The following is an 18,354-nucleotide window of genomic DNA, read 5'->3' on the forward strand; positions in this document are numbered from 1 at the left end:
CGGCCATCGAAGGAGGGCGCGTTGTTCACCGAACGCGGCAGTGAAGGACAGGTATCGGCAGTGGGCAGCAGCTCGCCCGCCGACCCGTCGCTGGCGGGTGTGGCCGACGCGGGCGAAGCGAAGCCCAAACGCCGCAAGCGTGCAGCCGCGACGCTGGGCGAAGCCGCCGGCGGCTGGCGCACCGCAATAGGCTCGCGCCTCTCCCGCCTCGATCTTGCGCCTGACCTTGGCAGCGATATCGGCTCGCGCCGCTGGCTGCGCGGCGTCGCAACGCTGGTAGGTCTTTCCGCAGTTGCCATTGCTGCATTCCCCGGATTTTCCGCCGTGGAGGCGGCACCCGCCATGCGCATCGACGACCGGGTGCGCGACGAATTTCGCAGCCAGATGATCCTTCCCCTCGCGCTGGGCGCAGATAGCGGCCGCCGCATGGGGGCAACGCTGGCGGTGCAACCGCTGGCCTCGGCACCCGAACGCCCCAGCCTGGATCTGGTCGCAACCCTTGCCCAGGGCGACGGTTTCGACCGTATGCTTCGCCGGGCCGGGGTAAGCCGCGACGAGGCCGTGCTGATCGCCGGCATGGTAGGCGGGGCTGTCGATCTCGACTCGATCGAACCCGGCACACAGGTCGACATCACCCTTGGCCGCCGCGCCGCGCCCGATGCGCCGCGCCCGGTGGATGCCCTCTCGTTCCGTGCCCGGTTCGACCTGCAACTGGTGGTGGAGCGGCGCGGCGACCGGCTTGCGCTCGATCCCCGTCCCATCAAGGTGGACACTACCCCGCTGCGCATCCGCGCGCGGGTGGGCGACAGCCTCTATCGCTCTGCCCGCGCCGCTGGGGCACCGCCCAGCGCCGTGCAGCAGTTCCTGCGCACCATCGGTACGGAGCTCGACATGAACCGCGAGATCAGCGCGGGTGACGAGTTCGACATGATCGTGGATTATCGCCGTGCAGCCACGGGCGAGGTGGAAGTCGGCGACCTTGTCTACGCCGCGATCATCCGCGGCGATCGGCCGCGCAAGCAGATGATGCGGTTTGGCCGCGAGGGCCAGTTCTACGATGCATCGGGCGAAGGCGCGGCACAGGACGGTCTGGTCGCTCCCGTACCTGGCGCGATCACTTCGCGCTACGGCATGCGCCGCCACCCCATCCTGGGCTATCGCCGGATGCATTCCGGTCTCGACTTTCGGGCGCGCCACGGCACGCCGATCTATGCCGCCACCGACGGCACGGTCAATTTTGCCGGGCGCAACGGCGGCTACGGCAATTTCGTGCGCATCCGCCACGGTGGCAACCTGTCGACTGGTTACGCTCACATGAGCCGGATTGCCGTGCGCAATGGAGAGCAGGTTCGCCGCGGCCAGGTAATCGGCTACGTCGGTTCGACCGGCCTCTCCACCGGTCCGCACCTGCATTACGAGATGTATCGCGGCGGGCAGAAGATCGACCCGGCCAGCGTGCGCTTCGTCAACCGGGCCCAGCTGTCCGGGCAGGATCTCGTCAATTTCCGCGAACAGCTGGTTCGCCTGCAGCTGGTGGAACCCGGCGCAGCCCTGTCGGACCTGCCGCAAGATCCGGCGGAGCAGGACGAGCCCGTGCGCGAAATCGACCGGATCGAGAATCGTCAGAAGGTCAGCTAGCGTCTTCGCAGCTTGCCGCTGCGACCGGCTTCCTCTGCCGATTGCCCAAGCGTTTCTTTTGCGGCACATGGGATCGCCATGAGAAGCTATCCCAACAGCCGCCTCCGCCGTTCTCGCGCCACCAGCTGGAGCCGCGCCATGCACCGCGAAACGGTGCTGACCAGCGCGGACCTGATCTGGCCGCTGTTCGTCACCGGGGGCAAGGGTGTGGAAGACCCCGTCACCAGCCTGCCCGGCGTGTCCCGCTGGTCGGTCGACGGGATTGCTTCCCGGGCGAAGGAAGCGGTGGAACTGGGCATTCCCTGCATTGCTCTGTTTCCCAATACGCAGGCAGACCTGCGCAGCGAGACGGGCGAAGAAGCGCTCAATCCCGACAACCTGATGTGCCGCGCCATCAAGGCGATCCGCGATGCCTGCGGCGATACAATCGGCATCCTTACCGACGTGGCGCTGGACCCCTATACCACGCACGGGCAGGACGGCCTGGTGAACGACGCGGGTTATGTCGTGAACGACGATACCGTGGCCGTGCTGGTGGACCAGGCGCTGAACCAGGCAGAGGCGGGCGCGGACATCATTGCCCCGTCCGACATGATGGATGGCCGCGTGAAGGCGATCCGCATGGCGCTGGAAATGGGCGGGCACCACAATATCCAGATCATGAGCTATGCAGCCAAGTACGCCAGCGCCTTCTATGGTCCGTTCCGCGATGCGGTGGGGTCCAGCGGGGTGCTGAAGGGCGACAAGAAGACCTACCAGATGGATCCGGCAAACGCGTCGGAGGCGCTGGCCGAAGTCGCTCTTGACATTGCCGAAGGTGCGGACAGCGTGATGGTGAAGCCGGGCCTTGCCTATCTCGACATCATCTGGCGCGTGAAGGAACGGTTCGAGGTACCGGTGTTCGCCTATCAGGTAAGCGGAGAATACGCCTTGATCGAGGCGGGAGCCGCTGCGGGCGTCGCCGACCGGGATGCCCTGTTGATGGAGAAGCTGGTCGGCTTCAAGCGCGCCGGCTGCTCTGGCGTGCTGACCTATCATGCTCCGGTGGCCGCGCGCATCCTGAATGGCTGACTTTCGTCACGAGACAGACCGCCTCGTCCTGCGCGACTGGCGCGAAGAGGACTGGCCGCGCTTCTGGGAGCTGACCAATACGCCGCGTGTCATGCGCTGGCTGGGGGGCGTTGCCAGCGAGGCGACCATGGCAGCGGCCCGCGGGCGGCTGGAAGGCTACTGCGCGAAATTCGGCCACACCTTCTGGGTGCTGGAGCGCAAGGACGACGGCGATCACCTGTCCGGGGAAATGCTGGGCTTTTGCGGCCTGAAGCGCGCGAACGTCGAAGGCAGCCCGGTTTTCGACATGGTCGAAATCGGCTGGCGAATGCGCGAGGATTCCTGGGGCCGCGGCTACGCGAAGGAGGCGGCGACGGCCTGCCTGGACCTAGCCTTCGATCGCTTTGGAGCAGAGACGGTTATCGCGCTGACGCTGGATGGCAACGCCGCCAGCTGGGGCCTGATGCGCAGGCTGGGCATGACCCGGCGAGAAGACCTCGACTATATCGACGACAACTGGCCGGCAGAGTTCAATCCCAACATCGTTCACCTGATTACCGCGCAGGAGTGGGCGCAGCGCAGCGATGGTTGACGAGGCACCGCCGCGCCGGTGGCTGTTCACTGCCACAATCTTTGCCGGCAGCTTCCTGCTGTTCCTGGTGCAGCCGATGGTGGCGCGCATGGCGCTGCCGCAACTGGGCGGCGCGCCCAATGTCTGGAACAGCGCCATGCTGGTGTACCAGGCGCTGCTGCTGGCAGGATATGGCTATGCCCACGCGCTGGGCCGCTTTTCTCTCCGCAAGCAGGGGCTGATCCATCTGGGCGTGCTGTTGCTGGCCGGGCTTACCCTGCCACTCGCGCTGCCCGACACGGGCGCGCCGCCAAGCGGGTGGGAAGTGGTCTGGGTGCCCTGGCTGTTCGTCCTGACCGTCGGCCCGGCATTCTTCGCCGTGTCTGCGCAGGCGCCCTTGATCCAGCGCTGGTTCGCCGCGCACCCGCAGGCGGGCGATCCCTATCCGCTCTATGCCGCGTCGAACCTTGGCAGTTTTGCCGGGCTGCTCGCCTACCCGCTGCTGGCAGAACCGCTCCTCAGCCTCGGCGCGCAGAGCTGGGGATGGACGCTGGGCTACATCGCCATGTTCGCCCTCGTCGGCGGCGCGATATTCAGCCGGGCGGACGACCTGGAGGATCATCACCCACCGGTCGAGGCGGAAGAGGTCGGCTGGAAGCGGAAGGCCCTGTGGCTGCTTTTGCCAGCGGTGCCATCGGGCCTGATGCTGTCCACCACCACCTTCCTCACCACCGATATCATGGCGATCCCGCTGCTCTGGGTCATTCCGCTGGGCCTATACCTGCTCAGCTTCACCATCGGATTCGCCGAACGACGCGGTGCGGCGCAGGTCTTCCTGTTCCTCGCGCCGCTGGTGCTGCTTGTGGATGGCGGCATCGCTATCTTTGCGGCGGGCCGGGCCGATCTGCTGGCAGCCGGTGCCAGCGTAATGCTGCTGTTCGTGGTGGCGACCGCCCTGCATGCCCGCCTTTACGACCAGCGCCCGGGACCTGCGCGCCTGTCACAGTTCTATCTTTACATGGCCGCGGGCGGCGCGCTGGGCGGCGTGTTCACCGCCTTGCTGGCGCCTGTGCTGTTCGACTGGACGTGGGAACACCCGCTGCTGATCCTGGCCGCTGCCGCCCTCGTGCCGCTGGGCGCATGGCGCAGACTGATGGGCCTTATCACGAAGGATCGCCAGACCGTGCGGGTGGTGCTGATCGTGGGCCTTTTCGTTGTCTTCAACGCTGCCCTGCTGCTCTATGCCCGGGTGCAGGCAGAGACCGAGATGGTGTGGATCGACTGGCTCGCATTGCTGGTAATCCTGTGCCTTGCCATGGTGCTGGCAGCGCGGAGGCTATCCTTCGTCATGGCCTGCGCCGCGCTGCTGTTGGCGCTGGGCGGCCTCAGCAACCTGATCGCCAGCGTGGAAGGCGGGCGCGAGCGCAGCTATTTCGGCATCTATTCGATCACCCAGCGCGATGACGGTGACCGTATCCTGATGCACGGCACAACGATTCACGGCATCCAGCGCGGCGGCAGCGCCTCGCGCGAGCCCACCGCCTATTATGGGCGCAGTTCGGGCGTGGGCCTGGCGCTTGCCAATGCCTCGGCCATCGTTGGGCCCGATGCCCGGATCGGCGCGGTTGGCCTGGGGGTGGGAACACTCGCCTGCTATCGCCAGCCCGGGCAGCAATGGACCTTTTTCGAGATCGACCCCACCGTCGTGCATTTCTCGCGCGATGGCAATTTCACCTTCCTCGACCAGTGCGCGCCCGATGCCGCCATGGAACTGGGTGACGCGCGGCTCAGACTGCAGGCCCTGCCGCCGGGCAGTTTCGACATCCTGGTTATCGATGCCTTTTCGTCCGATGCCATTCCGCTGCATCTGCTGACGGCGGAGGCGATGGCCATCTACGAGCGAGCCCTGGCGCCGGGAGGGCTCTTGCTGCTGCACACCTCGAACCGCTATGTCCGGCTGGAACCTGTCGTGGCGCGGCTGGCCGAGGTGCGCGACCTTCATGCCATGGTATGGCAGGATGAACCGGCGCGGCGGAACGACCTCTATTCGTCCACGTGGATCGCGCTGGCACCCCGCCGCGCGCCGCTGGATGCCTTGTCGACCACCGCCGACTGGCGCTTGCTCGTGCCTCCGGAAGGGCCGGTTTGGACCGACAACTATGCCTCTGTATTGCCTTACCTAGTGTGGGAGAACTTTCTGTGACCGCGAATAGCCAGATAACCGGCGACCCCCGCTTTCCCGGTGCCACGATCCTGCCCTTCGAAGGCAAGGTGCCGAAGATTCACGAAAGCGCCTTCGTCGCGCCCGGTGCCCGTATCATCGGCGATGTCACGATCGGGCCGGAGGCCAGCGTCTGGTACAATTGCGTCCTGCGCGGCGACATCCACCGCATCGAGGTTGGCGCGCGCAGCAACGTACAGGATGGCAGCGTCTTCCACGTCGAGGGCCCTCGACCCGACACCGATGGCGAGCCGACGATTATCGGCGAGGATTGCGTGATCGGTCACATGGCCGTGGTACACGGGTGCCAGCTGGAAAACCGCGCCTTTGTCGGCATGGGGGCGGTCGCGATGGACGGGGCGCGCATTGCCGAGGGCGGAATGCTGGGGGCGGGGGCGCTGCTCAGCCCGGGCAAGATGATTGGCCGCGGCGAAATCTGGATCGGGCGCCCGGCCAAGTATTACCGCACGCAGGACGATGCCCAGATCGAGAAGATCAGGTTCCAGACGGAGCGTTACTGCCAGCTGGCGCAAAAGCACCTGGCAGAACTGCGTGCCGCGACCCAGGGTTGAATTTCCGCCGCCCACGGCCCTGCAAGCCCTGACGGACAAGGAGGGGCGGCTGGCAGTCCGCGTAACTCCCGGCGCACGAAGCGAGGGGATCGAAATCAGGGCGGGCAGGGTGCTGGTGAAAGTCCGGGCAAAACCGCAAGACGGCGCGGCCAACGAAGCAGTCAAAACAATGCTGGCCAAGGCCCTGGGCTGTGCGCCTTCGCACATCGTATTGTTGCGCGGCGCAACTTCGCGGGAAAAGGTGTTCGCTATAGCGAGCTAGGCTGAGACGCTGCGGCGCGCCATCGCCTCGCTCGCCAGCAGCAGCAGTGTGGCATAACCCACGCCGATCCATAGCGCCGCCGATGGGACCTTCTGCGAGGCTACCGCGCCAAGGAAGGCTCCGGCCAGCAGGGCGGTCCACAGCCATGCAAAGGCTGACCAGCCGCTCGACTGCTTGCCCGTGATACGGTCCCCCAGTGCCTGACCCATGCGAACCAGCGCCCCTGTCATGTAGGTCAGGCCCACAGGGTTCCTGCGATTGCCGCTCAATGTCGTGTTGAGCGCACCCATCGCCAGCACCAGGCAGGCGAGCGAAGGCGCTTGCCAGTCCAGAGCGCGTGCCGTGGCTGCGCTGACCAGCAGGGCGATGACGGCGCAAAGCACCCGGCGTTTGCGATGGGTATGGCGCAAGTCGCCGAGCCAGGTCCCCAGCGTAACCCCAAGGACGAAGCCTGCGATCAGAAGCGCGGGCACAAGCACGCGCGGCGCGCCCGATGCAATGTCCCGCGCCAGCAGCGTGGTGTTCCCGCTCATGAAGGAGACGTAGTAGCCATCGACCTGCAGGAAGCCCGTCGCATCGACAAAGCCCGCCAGCAGCGCAATGCCAATGGCCATGCGGCGACGGGGTGGATCAAATCGCTCCATCCCCGTGCCGTAATGCGTCGCTAGTCGCGGATCAACGCGCGAAGGCCATCCAGCCTGTCGGCTTCGTGGACCGGTTTGTCCCAGCGAATGCGGTGGATGCGCGGGAAGCGCATGGCGAGGCCGCTCTTGTGTCGCTTGCTGGAATGGACCGAGTCGAAGGCGACCTCAAACACGAGGGTCCGCTCCACCTCGCGCACGGGGCCGAAGCGGTTTAGCGTGGTCTGGCGAACCAGCTTGTCCAGCTTCTTCAGTTCGGCATCGGTGAATCCCGAGTAGGCCTTTCCGACGGGCAGCAGTTCCGCGCCTTCATCCGGATCGCCGTCCCAGCAGCCGAAGGTGTAATCGGAATAGAAGCTGGAGCGCTTGCCGCTGCCGCGCTGCGCGTACATCAGCACGCAGTCCACCAGCAGCGGATCGCGCTTCCACTTGTACCACAGGCCCGTCTTCCGGCCCGGTACATAGAGGCTGTCGCGCCGCTTGAGCATCAGCCCCTCGATGGCATCATCGCGCGCGCCTTCACGGATCTGTGCCAGGTGGTCGAAGTCGCGCGCCTCGACAAGCTGGCTGAGATCGAAATGGCTGTCCGGCAGGCGCGGCACCAGCTTCTCCAGCCGCTTGCGGCGGTTTGCCCACGGCAGGCCGCGCAGGTCTTCGCCGTCCAGCATCAGCACGTCGTACAGCCGGACAAACGCCGGGCTTTCGGTTAGCATCTTCTTGCTCACCGTCTTGCGGCCGAGGCGTTGCTGCAGCGCGTTGAAGCTGGCTGCGCCGCCTTGCTCACCGCCCTGGTGCACGCCGCGCACCAGCAATTCGCCATCGAGCACGGCAGGCAAGTCCAGCGCATCGACCATTTCCGGGAAAGTGGCGCTGATATCGTCACCGCTTCGCGAATAGAGGCGCGTCTCTCCCGCCACGTGGACCAGCTGTACGCGAATACCGTCCCACTTCCACTCCGCTGCGTAGTCGGCGAGATCGACCACCGTCTCTTCCAGCGGGTGGGCCAGCATGAAAGGCCGGAACAGCGGCAGGTTCTCCGTGTCGGGCGGATCGGCACCATCGGCGCCCCAGGCGAACAGGTCGGCATAGGGAGGCTCCAGCGCGTGCCAGTATTCCTCCACGTCATCCACCGGCACATCGAAGGCTTGCGCAAAGGCAACCTTGGCGAGCCGACTGGAAACGCCCACCCGCATCCCCCCGGTCGCCAGTTTCAGCAGGGCATAGCGACCCGCTGAATCGAGCCGGTCGAGCAGGCGGGGCAATTCGGTCATCACAGAAGTTCGGGTCATGACGCCCAGCGCATCCACCGCCTCGCTCACAGTAGGAGGAGGTGTGCCGACCCCGCCCAGCGGCTCTGGCCAGAGCAGGGCTGCGGTCTCCGCCGTGTCGCCCACGAAGTCGCGACTCAGGCTCCACAGGACGGGGTCGACCCGTTCTTTCAGCAGGTTCCGGATGGTGGAGCTTTTCACGGCCTTGAAATCGAGGCCATCGGTCAGCGCGGCCAGCGCCCAGCCGCGATCGGGATCGGGCGTTTCGCGCAGGTACTCGGCGATCAGGCGCAACTTCTCGTTGCGGCTGCGCGTATAGATCAGCGCGTCGAGCAGGGCGGCAAACTCTTCCACGCTAGTCGTCCCCCCTAATCATCTTCGTCCTCGTAGCCGACCAGCGCCAGCGCGCGGGCGCGGCGCTGGTGCAGCTGGTGCCAGCGCAGCAGCGCTTCCTCGCGCCCGTGGGTGATCCAGGTTTCGTGGGGGTTCACTTCCTCGATGGTCCGGGTCAGCTCGGCCCAGTCGGCATGGTCGGAAATGACCAGCGGCAATTCGACATTGCGCTGCCGGGCGCGCTGGCGCACGCGCATCCACCCGCTTGCCATGGCGGTGATGGGGTCGGGCAACCGGCGGCTCCACCTGTCGTTCAGTGCCGACGGCGGGCACACGACCACGTGGCCGCGTATGTCATCCTTGTCATGGTCGGCAACCAGCCGCAGTTCGCCCAGGTTGACGCCGAATTCCTCGTAGAGGCGGCACATCTTCTCCATCGCGCCGTGCAGGTAGATGGGCTGGTGATGGCCCGCTGCGCGCAGTTCGGCGATCACGCGCTGCGCCTTGCCCAGCGCATAGGCGCCAACCAGGACGCAGGCATCGGGGTGGGCCTCCAGCCGGGAAAGCAGCTTCCCCATCTCCTCCGCGATGGGCGGATGGGCGAACAGCGGCAGGCCGAATGTCGCCTCGGTAATGAAGATGTCGCAGGGCGTTACCTGGAAGGGCGGGCAGGTCGGATCGGGGCGCCGCTTGTAGTCCCCTGTGATGACCACGCGCTCGCCGGCATGTTCCAGCAGGATCTGCGCGCTGCCGAGCACGTGGCCCGCGGGAATGTAGGTGGCATCGACGCCGCCCTTCAGCCGGATTGTCTCGCCATATTCCACCGGCGTCGCGCCTTCGCGCGTGTTGTAGCGCAGATCCATGATCGCCAGCGTCTCGGGCGTGGCGACGGTTGTGCCGTGGCCGCCACGCGCATGATCGGCGTGACCATGGGTGACAAGCGCCGCGTCGACCGCTTTCGAAGGGTCGATCCACACATCTGCGGGGACGACGTGCACGCCGTGCGGCTCGGGCCTTATCCAAGAGAACGGTGCTGCCATTGCCACTTAGAAAGTTGCGCCGCGCGACATTCGTTCCGGGCTAATCGGCGGATTTCCCGTTTTGCGCGGCTTCGACAGCGGCATCGTATTTCAGGATCCGGTTGGCAGGATCGAGCGCGTAGTCCCTGTCAGCGCTGCCAAGGTCCAGACGCCCGCGTCCGCCGGCCATGTCCACTGTGCGCACCTCGTCGCCCACCTGTACCTCTACGGGCATGACGAAGGGCAGCGCCGATGAGGTCTGCCATTCCAGTTCCAGCTGGCTGCCCTTGCGTGCGGCCACCAGCCTGGGCAGGTCTGCTTTGTAGAGGTAGGCGTCGAAAAACCATTCGAGATCCTGCCCGCTCATCTCTTCCAGAATCGCGCGAAAATCCTCGGTCGTGCGATTGATCGGGCGAATGGACCCGGGTCGCGGATCGTCGGTATCGTAAGTCAGCCGGGTGATGGCGGGAAACAGCACTTCGTCGCCCACCAGGCTGCGCAGGGTGTGGATGATCCATGAGCCCTTGAAGTAGATGTCATCACCCCACAACGCTTCGCGGTCGTTGTAGTCGGGCAGTTCGCCTTCAGGGGGCACCAGTGGCACACGGCTCCACACGCGTTCGCGGTTGCTCCGCATTTCTGCGTCGTAGAATTCCTGCCCGCGCGTATGGGCGAGGTACAAGGGCTGGGTCCAAGTGGTGATCCCTTCCGCCAGCCACATGTCGTTGGCGCTGGTGGGGCGCAACTGGTTGGCGAACCATTCGTGCGCGAATTCGTGCTGCAGCAGCCAGTCATGGCCGTTGGCTTCGAGCTGGTAGCCGTTGCCGTAAGCGTTGATGGTCTGGTGTTCCATGCCAAGGTGCGGCGTCTCTGCCACGCCAACCTTTTCGTCGCCGAAGGGGTAGGGACCGAAACGGTCCTCCATGAAGGCGATCTGGCCCTCGAGCTCGCCCAGCAGCCGGTTCGCCCCTTCCGCCTTGCCGGGAAGGTGCCAGAACATCAGCGGGATCGTGTTGCCAAACCTGCTTTCGTAGGAACGCTTCGCCAGCTCGTAAGGCCCGACCTGCAGCGTGACACCATAATTGCTGGGATTGCGGGCCTGCCAGGTGAAGGAGGTGGTGTCTCCGTTATCCTGCGTGCCGATGAGGCGCCCGTTCCCTGCCGCGACCAGCCCCTTCGGCACGGTCACGACCAGGTCCAGCGCATCGATGCCCTGCGACGAATGATCGATGCAGGGCCAGAACAGATCGCATCCTTCGCCCTGCACGGCGGTGGCGATCCACGGTTGCCCGTCGTCGGTTTCCGACCACACTATCCCGCCTTCCCACGGAGGGTTGATCGCCTCGTGCGGGGAGCCGTCCCACGCGATCTGGACGAGGGTGGTATAACCCGCCTTCAATCCCTTCGGCAGGGCAATCGTCAGGACGCCATCCGTGCTGGACCACTGGTTCGCAGCCAGTTCTGCCCCTTCGAGGCGGATCGAATAGACGCGGAACCGAGGATCGAGGTCGAACTCGAGTCGCGCGAGATCCTCGCGCGCCTGCACCTGGTACTGGCCGTTGCCGTTGAGATAATGCCGCTCGGGATCGAGTTCGAAGGAAAGCCCGGCGTAGAGCAGGTGCATCGCTGCACGCGGGCCCGTCAGCGGCAAGTCCGACTGTGCGGTGCGCGTGTCGAGCGGCGGCGCGCCCTCTGCCCATGAAGGAGCGGCGGGAGCCAGAACCCCCGCCGCCAGCAATGCGATAGCGGTTTTCGGCGTCATGAGGCTCACCTTACGACGCGGTAAGCGATCCGCACAGAGCCTATCGGCAAGGCCTTGATTGACCGCGATTACTCGTCCGAGGAAGGACCATCCTCGCCGCTACCGTGGTCCTTGTCGGCAGCAGGTGTCTCGGACTTCTTGCCCTCGGCCTTCTTTGCCGCAGCCTTGCGCTTGCGCTTGGGCTTCGCCTTGGGCGGCGCAGGCGTGAGCTCGAAAGCGAGTTTCTCGTCCTTGACGGTGACGTGCACTTCACCGCCTGCGGCCAGCTTGCCGAACAGCAGTTCCTCGGCCAGCGGCTGCTTCACCTTCTCCTGGATCAGGCGCGCCATCGGGCGTGCACCCATCAGCTTGTCATAGCCGCGCTTGCCAAGCCATTCGCGCGCATCGCCATCGAACTGGATGTGCACGTTCTGCTCGGCCAGCTGCAATTCCAGCTGCAGGATGAACTTGTCGACCACGCGGCTGATCGTTTCCTGGCCGAGGTAGCCGAAGGGAACCACGGCATCGAGGCGGTTGCGGAATTCGGGGGTGAACATCTTCTTCACCGCCTCTTCCGCGGCTTCCGTCTTCTGCCCGGCGCCGAAACCGATACCCTGCTTCGCCGCATCGGATGCGCCCGCGTTGGTCGTCATGATCAGCACGACGTTGCGGAAATCCACGGTCTTGCCGTGATGGTCGGTCAGCTTGCCGTTATCCATCACCTGCAGCAGGATGTTGAACAGGTCCGGGTGCGCCTTTTCGATCTCGTCCAGCAGCAACACGCAATGCGGATGCTGGTCGATGGCATCGGTCAGCAGGCCGCCCTGGTCATAACCGACATAGCCCGGAGGCGCGCCGATCAGGCGGGAGACGCTGTGACGCTCCATGTATTCCGACATGTCGAAGCGTTTCAGCTCGATACCCATGATGTTGGCAAGCTGACGCGCGACCTCGGTCTTGCCGACGCCGGTGGGGCCGGAGAACAGGAAGGAGCCGATGGGCTTGTCCGCCTCCCGCAGTCCCGCACGGCTCAGCTTCATGGCGACGGACAGGCGTTCGATAGCCTCGTCCTGGCCATAGACGACCCGCTTCAGATCCTTGTCGAGACTGCCCAGCGCCTTCTTGTCGTCCTTCGAGACGGATTTCGGCGGGATGCGCGCCATGGTCGCCACGACCTTCTCGATCTCCTTGGCGGTGATCGTCTTGCGGCGGCGGCTGGGCGGCACCAGCATCTGCATCGCGCCCACTTCGTCCACCACGTCGATGGCCTTGTCAGGCAGTTTGCGGTCGTTGATGTAACGCGCGCTCATTTCCACGGCGGTCTTCAGCGCATCGGGCGTGTACTTCACGCCGTGATGCTCCTCGAACGCGCTCTTCAGGCCCTTGAGGATCTTGATCGTGTCCTCGATCGTCGGCTCGTTCACATCGATCTTCTGGAACCGGCGCAACAGGGCGCGGTCCTTTTCGAAGTGGTTGCGGAATTCCTTGTAGGTGGTGGAGCCGATGCAGCGGATCGTGCCGCCGGAAAGCGCGGGCTTCAGCAGGTTGGACGCGTCCATCGCGCCGCCACTGGTTGCCCCGGCTCCGATCACCGTGTGAATTTCGTCAATGAAAAGAATGGCATCGGGCAATTTCTCGAGCTCGTTCACGACCTGCTTCAGTCGCTCCTCGAAATCGCCGCGATAGCGCGTTCCGGCCAAAAGGGCGCCCATGTCGAGCGAGTAGATGATGGCAGGCTCGAGCACTTCGGGCACGTCGCCTTCCACGATCTTGCGGGCCAAGCCCTCGGCAATCGCCGTTTTGCCGACGCCGGGATCGCCCACGTAGAGCGGGTTGTTCTTCGAACGGCGGCACAGAATCTGCACGGTACGGTCCACTTCCGGGCCGCGGCCGATCAGCGGGTCGACCTTGCCGTCCAGTGCCTTCTGGTTGAGGTTCACGCAGAACTGGTCGAGCGCGGAATCCTTCTTGTTCTTGTCCGGCTTTTCCTCGCCGCGCGCCTGCGATTCCTCTTCGCTGCCGGTGGGAGAACGGTCTTCAAGCTGCCTTCCACCCTTGCCGATGCCGTGGCTGATGAAGCTGACGGCATCGAGGCGGCTCATGTCCTGCTGCTGCAGGAAGTAGACGGCGTAACTGTCGCGTTCGGAGAATAGCGCCACCAGCACGTTTGCACCGGTCACGGTGTCTTTCCCGCTGGACTGCACGTGCAGGATCGCGCGCTGGATTACCCGCTGGAAGCCCGCCGTGGGCTGCGGATCGGCATCCTCGTCGGTTTTCAGCGACTGGTATTCCTGGTCCAGGTACTGGCGAACCACGCCTGCCAGTTCTTCCATGTCGACCCCGCAGGCGTTCATCACCTCGGCCGCATCCTCGTCTTCCACCAGCGCCAGCAAGAGGTGTTCGAGCGTCGCATATTCATGCGCCCGGTCGATCGCGTGCTGGATCGCGGTGTGGAGGGTCTTTTCGAGGTTTTGCGCAAAACTTGGCATGGTTTTCCTTGGCTGGCCTCAGGCCATGGCGGGACGGTTGAGAAAGTCTGCGTCCGGCTCGGTGAACATCGGCCTAACGCGGCGGCTGAACTCGCACGCGGTCAGGCCTGCAAGCGGTGTGAAAAGGCATATGGTGCGCTTTTGCGCGATTTCGAGAGGTACCAAGGGTCGTGACCGACCCATCAATCCGTCTCTCTTGGCTTGAACAGCGCGTCTGCAAACTTCCTGTGCGCATCGGCCTTGCCGTGGTGCGCTTTCACCCGTGCGATTTCCGCCTCCAGCAGCTGGATGCGTGCCATCAACTCGTCCTGCGAATAGGTATCGAGGCTTTCCCCGGCCAACTGGCCAGCAGCGTCGGAGCGCATCCGGGGAAGGTCGTCATCTTCCATTGCGTTGCAGCATCACTCTGCAGGCGCTTGCTGTCAATGCCTGCCGTCACTAGGACTGTGCATCAGCCAGGGATTGAACAGGGGGGCCTTTGTGGCCGAAAAGTTGCCGCAGACCATGTCCGCAGTCGTTATCAGCGAGCCGGGCGGGCCGGAAGTACTGACCATCGTATCGCAGCCTGTGCCGCACCCAGCGCAGGGCGAGGTGCTGGTGCGGGTGAGCCACGCCGGGGTCAACCGGCCCGATTGCCTTCAGCGCGCCGGTGCCTATCCGCCGCCCAAGGGAGCGAGCGAATTGCCCGGTCTGGAGATTTCCGGCGAGGTGGTGGCGCTGGGCGAGGGCGTCGATCCCGGTGAACTCGGCAAGCGGGTGTGCGCGCTGGTGAACGGCGGCGGCTACGCCGAATACTGCATTGCCCGGCCCGAACATTGCCTGCCGGTACCCGATGGCCTCTCCATGGCGGAGGCGGCAGCGATCCCCGAGACACTCTTCACCGTCTGGCACAACGTTTTCCAGCGCGGCTATGCGCGCGATGGCGAGACCATCCTGATCCACGGCGGCACCTCGGGCATCGGCACCATGGCCACCATGCTGGGCAAATTGTTCGGCATGCACGTGATCACCACCTCCGGCTCGGATGACAAGGCCGCCGCTTCGCGCGAGGTGGGCGCCGACCTGGCGATCAACTACAAGACGCAGGATTTCGTAGAAGAGGTGAAGAAATACACCGACGGCAGGGGTGCGCACCTGGTGCTGGACATGGTGGCGGGCGACTACACCCAGCGCAATCTCGATGCCTTGGGAGAGGACGGTCGCCTCGTGGTGATCGCCGTGCTTGGCGGTCCGAAGTCCGAGATCAACATGGCGAAGATGATGGTGAAGCGGCAATCGATCACCGGCTCAACCCTGCGCCCAAGGACCAACGTTTTCAAGGGGATGCTGGCGGACGAGCTGTTCCGCGAAGTGTGGCCCCTGGTCGAGAGCGGAGACCTGCGCCCGGTAATGGACCAAACCTTTGCCATGGCCGACGCCGCCGATGCTCACACGCGGATGGAAGCGGGTGACCACATCGGCAAGATCGTGCTCGACATGATGTCGCCCGCCGCAAGTGATTGACGCGAAAGCGTCATACTGTCGCGCGGCTGACTCAAAACAGAGACCATGCTGTCACATACAGGAGGCATAGGCTGGCAGCCAGACACGCAGCGACGAGGCGCGCATCATGTTTGGCAACTATCTCGACGGTGAGTTCGGCAACGGGCGAACTGTTTCGGCCTTCCCCGATTTCGCGGGGCACAAGCCCGCCATACCCGAGCGCTCTGCCGGGGGGCGGCGCAAGTTTCGCACGATCTGGATATCCGACATCCATCTCGGCACGAAGGGCTGTAACGCCGACCTGCTGATCGATTTCCTCGACAGCGTTGACAGCGAGACGATGTATCTCGTCGGCGATATTATCGACGGCTGGCGGCTGAAGAAGAGGTTCTACTGGCCGGCGGAACACAACGACATCGTCTGGCGGCTGCTCAAGCGGGCAAAGCGCGGCACGCGCATCGTCTACATTCCCGGCAATCATGACGAGATGTTCCGCCAGTTCACCGGCCTCAACTTCGGCGGCATAGAAATTCGCCGCGCCGCCTTCCACGACACCGCCGATGGGCGGCGGCTGATGGTGCTGCACGGCGACGAGTTCGATGCCGTCATGCTGTCGCACCGCTGGCTCGCCTTCGTGGGGGACGCGCTTTACCATTTCATGATGGGCGTGAATCACTGGGTAAATGCGGTGCGCCGCAAGCTGGACCTGCCCTATTGGTCGCTGAGCAAGATGGCCAAGCACAAGGTCAAGAACGCCGTTGAATTCATCGGCAAGTACGAGGAAGTCGTCGCCCGCGCCGCCGGAGAGCGCGGGGTCGACGGGGTCGTGTGCGGCCATATTCACACCGCCGAACACCGCACATTCACCCACGATGGCAAGCGCATCGAATACTGGAACGACGGCGACTGGGTCGAGGGCTGCAATGCCCTGGTCGAACACGCCGATGGCCGCATGGAAATCCTCAACTGGCCCGAAGAAGCCGCCCTGCGCGAAGCGCGTGAGCGGCAGAGCCGCGAAACCGTGGCGCAGGCAGCCTGATGTTCCGGCGCGGGGTAATGCCATGAGGATCGCCATCGTTACCGATGCCTGGCACCCGCAGGTCAATGGCGTGGTGCGTACCCTGGACACCGTGATCGGGGAGTTGCGGGCGCGTGGGCACACGGTAGCGGTCGTTTCGCCCGATCTCTTCCACTCCATGCCGGCACCATCCTACCCGGAAATCCGCCTTGCCTTCACTGGCCTGCGAGGGATGGCGAAGCAGCTGGAACGGTTCGCTCCCGACACCATCCACATCGCCACGGAGGGTCCGCTGGGCTGGGCGGCGCGCCACTATTGCCTGCGGCAGCACTTTCCCTTTTCTTCCGCCTATCACACGCAGTTTCCCGATTACATCGCGCGGCGAACGGGCATGCCTGCCAGCCTGTTCTGGCCGCTGATCCGCCGATTCCATGCGCCGGCTATCCGCACCATGGTGGCAACCGAAACGATCCGGACGGAACTGGCCGGACAAGGTATCGGTCCGCTGCATCACTGGAGCCGCGGCGTCGACCTGGCGACATTCCACCCCGACCACGTGCCGCCCGACCTGTTCTTCACCCTGCCGCGCCCGATCCAGCTCTATGTCGGGCGCGTGGCGGTAGAGAAGAACATCGAGGCCTTCCTGTCGAACACCCATCCGGGATCGAAGGTCGTCGTGGGCCACGGCCCCGCACTGGAAAAGTTGCAGGCACAGTTTCCCGACGCGCATTTTCTGGGCCAGCAGTCCGGCGCTGCGCTGGCGGCCTGCTATGCCGGCGCCGATGTCTTCGTTTTCCCCAGTCGCACCGACACGTTCGGGCTGGTGATGATAGAGGCGCTGGCTTGCGGCACGCCAGTAGCGGCATATCCTGTCGCCGGACCCCTCGACGTGCTGCAGGCGGAAAGCGGCGTCATGGCGGAGCGGCTGGAAGATGCGATCGCGGGTGCGCTCAAGCTGGACCGGCGGCGCTGTCATGAACTTGGACGCGAATTCAGCTGGGCGGCCAGCACGGATCAGTTCGTGGCTGGCCTTGCCCCGATGGCGCTGGAAACCACGGATGTCAGACTGACGCACGCACGAGCCTAGTCGACGCTCGTGACGGTTGGACAAGTGGCCAGACCTATTCGGCCGCTCCCTTGTAATGCGCAGCGGCTGTTCGCCCGAACGCGGCACGGTGCGCGAGCGAAGCGATCGTAACGACCGTTTGCCCTAAAGCTTGCCGATTGCCCGCAACTGCTCTACATCGTGAAGCAACGATGGCCGTCCCGCGAGGGGCGGCCCTTTTATTTTCAGTTTTGGAGAACTGCTGTGGCTAACCAGCCCACGCCCCTGATGCCTCATGCCACCGCCAGCTGGCTGGTGGACAACACCGCATTGAGCTTCACGCAGATTGCCGACTTCTGCGGTCTGCACATCCTCGAAGTGCAGGCCATGGCGGACGATCTGGCCGGTGCCAAGTACACCGGTCGCGATCCCGTCCATTCCGGCGAGCTTACGCACGAGGAGATCGAGCGCGGCCAGGCCGACGCGAACTACTCGCTGAAGATGCAGAAAGCCCCGGTGGACGTCAGCCGCACCAAGGGACCGCGCTACACGCCGGTGTCCAAGCGGCAGGACAAGCCGGACGGCATCGCCTGGATCCTGCGCAACCATTCGGAGATTTCCGATGCGCAGATCGGCCGACTGATCGGCACCACGCGCAACACGATCAACGCGATTCGCGAGCGCAGCCACTGGAACATTGCCAACATCCAGCCCAAGGACCCGGTTACGCTGGGCCTGTGTTCCCAGCGTGAACTCGATGCTGCTGTCGCCAAGGCGGCCAAGCGGGTCGCCGCGGCAGAGCCCGCTGCCGAGGGTGACGAGCCTCTGGAAGCCACGGTGCCCGCAACCCCGCGTGACGACAAGCAGGAGCTGATTGCCCAGCTGCGCCGCGAGCGCGAGGACGCGGCCAAGGCCGCCGCCCGTGCAGCGCAGGAAGCCGAAGCCGAGGCATGGCTGGAAGCCAAGCGCGCGGCCGAGGAAAATGGCGACAGCGAAGCCTGACA

The 18,354-nt window shown here is 64.8% G+C and carries 17 protein-coding genes; 10 read left to right on the forward strand and 7 right to left on the reverse strand.

What is annotated here, in order from left to right; genetic code table 11:
• Positions 1 to 21 precede the first annotated feature (21 nt).
• From D2V07_RS07575 to D2V07_RS07600, 6 genes are all read left to right on the forward strand, one after another.
• Positions 22 to 1,638 (forward strand): M23 family metallopeptidase, encoded by a 1,617-nt coding sequence (locus D2V07_RS07575; RefSeq protein ID WP_233548294.1) that lies wholly within the window; start codon positions 22 to 24, stop codon positions 1,636 to 1,638.
• Positions 1,639 to 1,716: 78 nt separating this feature from the next.
• Positions 1,717 to 2,709, forward strand: a complete 993-nt coding sequence (hemB, locus tag D2V07_RS07580; RefSeq protein ID WP_199698748.1) for a porphobilinogen synthase — start codon at positions 1,717 to 1,719, stop codon at positions 2,707 to 2,709.
• Positions 2,702 to 3,280 carry a GNAT family N-acetyltransferase gene (locus D2V07_RS07585; protein ID WP_119586346.1) on the forward strand — a complete coding sequence of 193 codons (579 nt, stop codon included), beginning with the start codon at positions 2,702 to 2,704 and terminating at the stop codon, positions 3,278 to 3,280. Before hemB ends, D2V07_RS07585 begins: the two co-directional genes overlap by 8 nt.
• Positions 3,273 to 5,462 (forward strand): fused MFS/spermidine synthase, encoded by a 2,190-nt coding sequence (locus tag D2V07_RS07590; RefSeq protein ID WP_119586348.1) that lies wholly within the window; start codon positions 3,273 to 3,275, stop codon positions 5,460 to 5,462. Before D2V07_RS07585 ends, D2V07_RS07590 begins: the two co-directional genes overlap by 8 nt.
• Positions 5,459 to 6,052, forward strand: coding sequence for a gamma carbonic anhydrase family protein (locus D2V07_RS07595; RefSeq protein WP_233548295.1), 594 nt, complete (start codon positions 5,459 to 5,461; stop codon positions 6,050 to 6,052). Before D2V07_RS07590 ends, D2V07_RS07595 begins: the two co-directional genes overlap by 4 nt.
• On the forward strand, positions 6,033 to 6,314 hold the full coding sequence (locus tag D2V07_RS07600) for a DUF167 domain-containing protein (protein ID WP_119586350.1): 282 nt from the start codon (positions 6,033 to 6,035) through the stop codon (positions 6,312 to 6,314). Before D2V07_RS07595 ends, D2V07_RS07600 begins: the two co-directional genes overlap by 20 nt.
• On the opposite strand, the gene D2V07_RS07605 is transcribed toward D2V07_RS07600, so the two are convergent.
• The 7 genes from D2V07_RS07605 to D2V07_RS07630 all read right to left on the reverse strand — a co-directional run bounded on the left by D2V07_RS07605 (position 6,311) and on the right by D2V07_RS07630 (position 14,194).
• Positions 6,311 to 6,928 carry a YoaK family protein gene (locus tag D2V07_RS07605; RefSeq protein WP_233548296.1) on the reverse strand — a complete coding sequence of 206 codons (618 nt, stop codon included), beginning with the start codon at positions 6,926 to 6,928 and terminating at the stop codon, positions 6,311 to 6,313. The genes D2V07_RS07600 and D2V07_RS07605 overlap by 4 nt on opposite strands.
• A 50-nt stretch (positions 6,929 to 6,978) precedes the next feature.
• A complete protein-coding gene (locus D2V07_RS07610) occupies positions 6,979 to 8,577 on the reverse strand; it encodes a cisplatin damage response ATP-dependent DNA ligase (RefSeq protein WP_119586354.1) in 1,599 nt (532 codons plus the stop codon).
• Positions 8,578 to 8,591: 14 nt separating this feature from the next.
• Positions 8,592 to 9,596 carry a ligase-associated DNA damage response exonuclease gene (locus tag D2V07_RS07615; protein ID WP_119586356.1) on the reverse strand — a complete coding sequence of 335 codons (1,005 nt, stop codon included), beginning with the start codon at positions 9,594 to 9,596 and terminating at the stop codon, positions 8,592 to 8,594.
• A 40-nt stretch (positions 9,597 to 9,636) separates the two neighbouring features.
• Positions 9,637 to 11,337, reverse strand: a complete 1,701-nt coding sequence (locus tag D2V07_RS07620) for a M1 family metallopeptidase (RefSeq protein WP_119586358.1) — start codon at positions 11,335 to 11,337, stop codon at positions 9,637 to 9,639.
• Between the two features lie 68 nt (positions 11,338 to 11,405).
• On the reverse strand, positions 11,406 to 13,805 hold the full coding sequence (clpA, locus tag D2V07_RS07625) for an ATP-dependent Clp protease ATP-binding subunit ClpA (RefSeq protein WP_119586360.1): 2,400 nt from the start codon (positions 13,803 to 13,805) through the stop codon (positions 11,406 to 11,408).
• An 18-nt stretch (positions 13,806 to 13,823) separates the two neighbouring features.
• Positions 13,824 to 13,988 (reverse strand): hypothetical protein, encoded by a 165-nt coding sequence (locus D2V07_RS18545; RefSeq protein ID WP_158586782.1) that lies wholly within the window; start codon positions 13,986 to 13,988, stop codon positions 13,824 to 13,826.
• Positions 13,988 to 14,194, reverse strand: a complete 207-nt coding sequence (locus D2V07_RS07630; RefSeq protein ID WP_119586362.1) for a DUF1192 domain-containing protein — start codon at positions 14,192 to 14,194, stop codon at positions 13,988 to 13,990. Before D2V07_RS07630 ends, D2V07_RS18545 begins: the two co-directional genes overlap by 1 nt.
• A gap of 91 nt (positions 14,195 to 14,285) precedes the next feature.
• Between D2V07_RS07630 and D2V07_RS07635 the strand changes: the two genes are divergently transcribed.
• The 4 genes from D2V07_RS07635 to D2V07_RS07650 all read left to right on the forward strand — a co-directional run bounded on the left by D2V07_RS07635 (position 14,286) and on the right by D2V07_RS07650 (position 18,352).
• Complete coding sequence (locus D2V07_RS07635; protein ID WP_233548297.1) at positions 14,286 to 15,308, forward strand: NAD(P)H-quinone oxidoreductase; 1,023 nt, start codon at positions 14,286 to 14,288, stop codon at positions 15,306 to 15,308.
• Between the two features lie 106 nt (positions 15,309 to 15,414).
• Complete coding sequence (locus tag D2V07_RS07640; RefSeq protein ID WP_119586364.1) at positions 15,415 to 16,326, forward strand: UDP-2,3-diacylglucosamine diphosphatase; 912 nt, start codon at positions 15,415 to 15,417, stop codon at positions 16,324 to 16,326.
• 22 nt (positions 16,327 to 16,348) lie between these two features.
• Entirely contained in the window at positions 16,349 to 17,392 is a 1,044-nt protein-coding gene (locus D2V07_RS07645) for a glycosyltransferase family 4 protein (RefSeq protein WP_119586366.1), read from the forward strand.
• Between the two features lie 246 nt (positions 17,393 to 17,638).
• Positions 17,639 to 18,352: a DUF1013 domain-containing protein gene (locus tag D2V07_RS07650; RefSeq protein ID WP_119586368.1), complete on the forward strand. Its 714-nt coding sequence runs from the start codon at positions 17,639 to 17,641 to the stop codon at positions 18,350 to 18,352.
• Positions 18,353 to 18,354: the final 2 nt, after the last annotated feature.

Origin of the sequence: Aurantiacibacter zhengii (genome assembly GCF_003584125.1) — a bacterium.
Classification (GTDB): domain Bacteria; phylum Pseudomonadota; class Alphaproteobacteria; order Sphingomonadales; family Sphingomonadaceae; genus Alteraurantiacibacter; species Alteraurantiacibacter zhengii.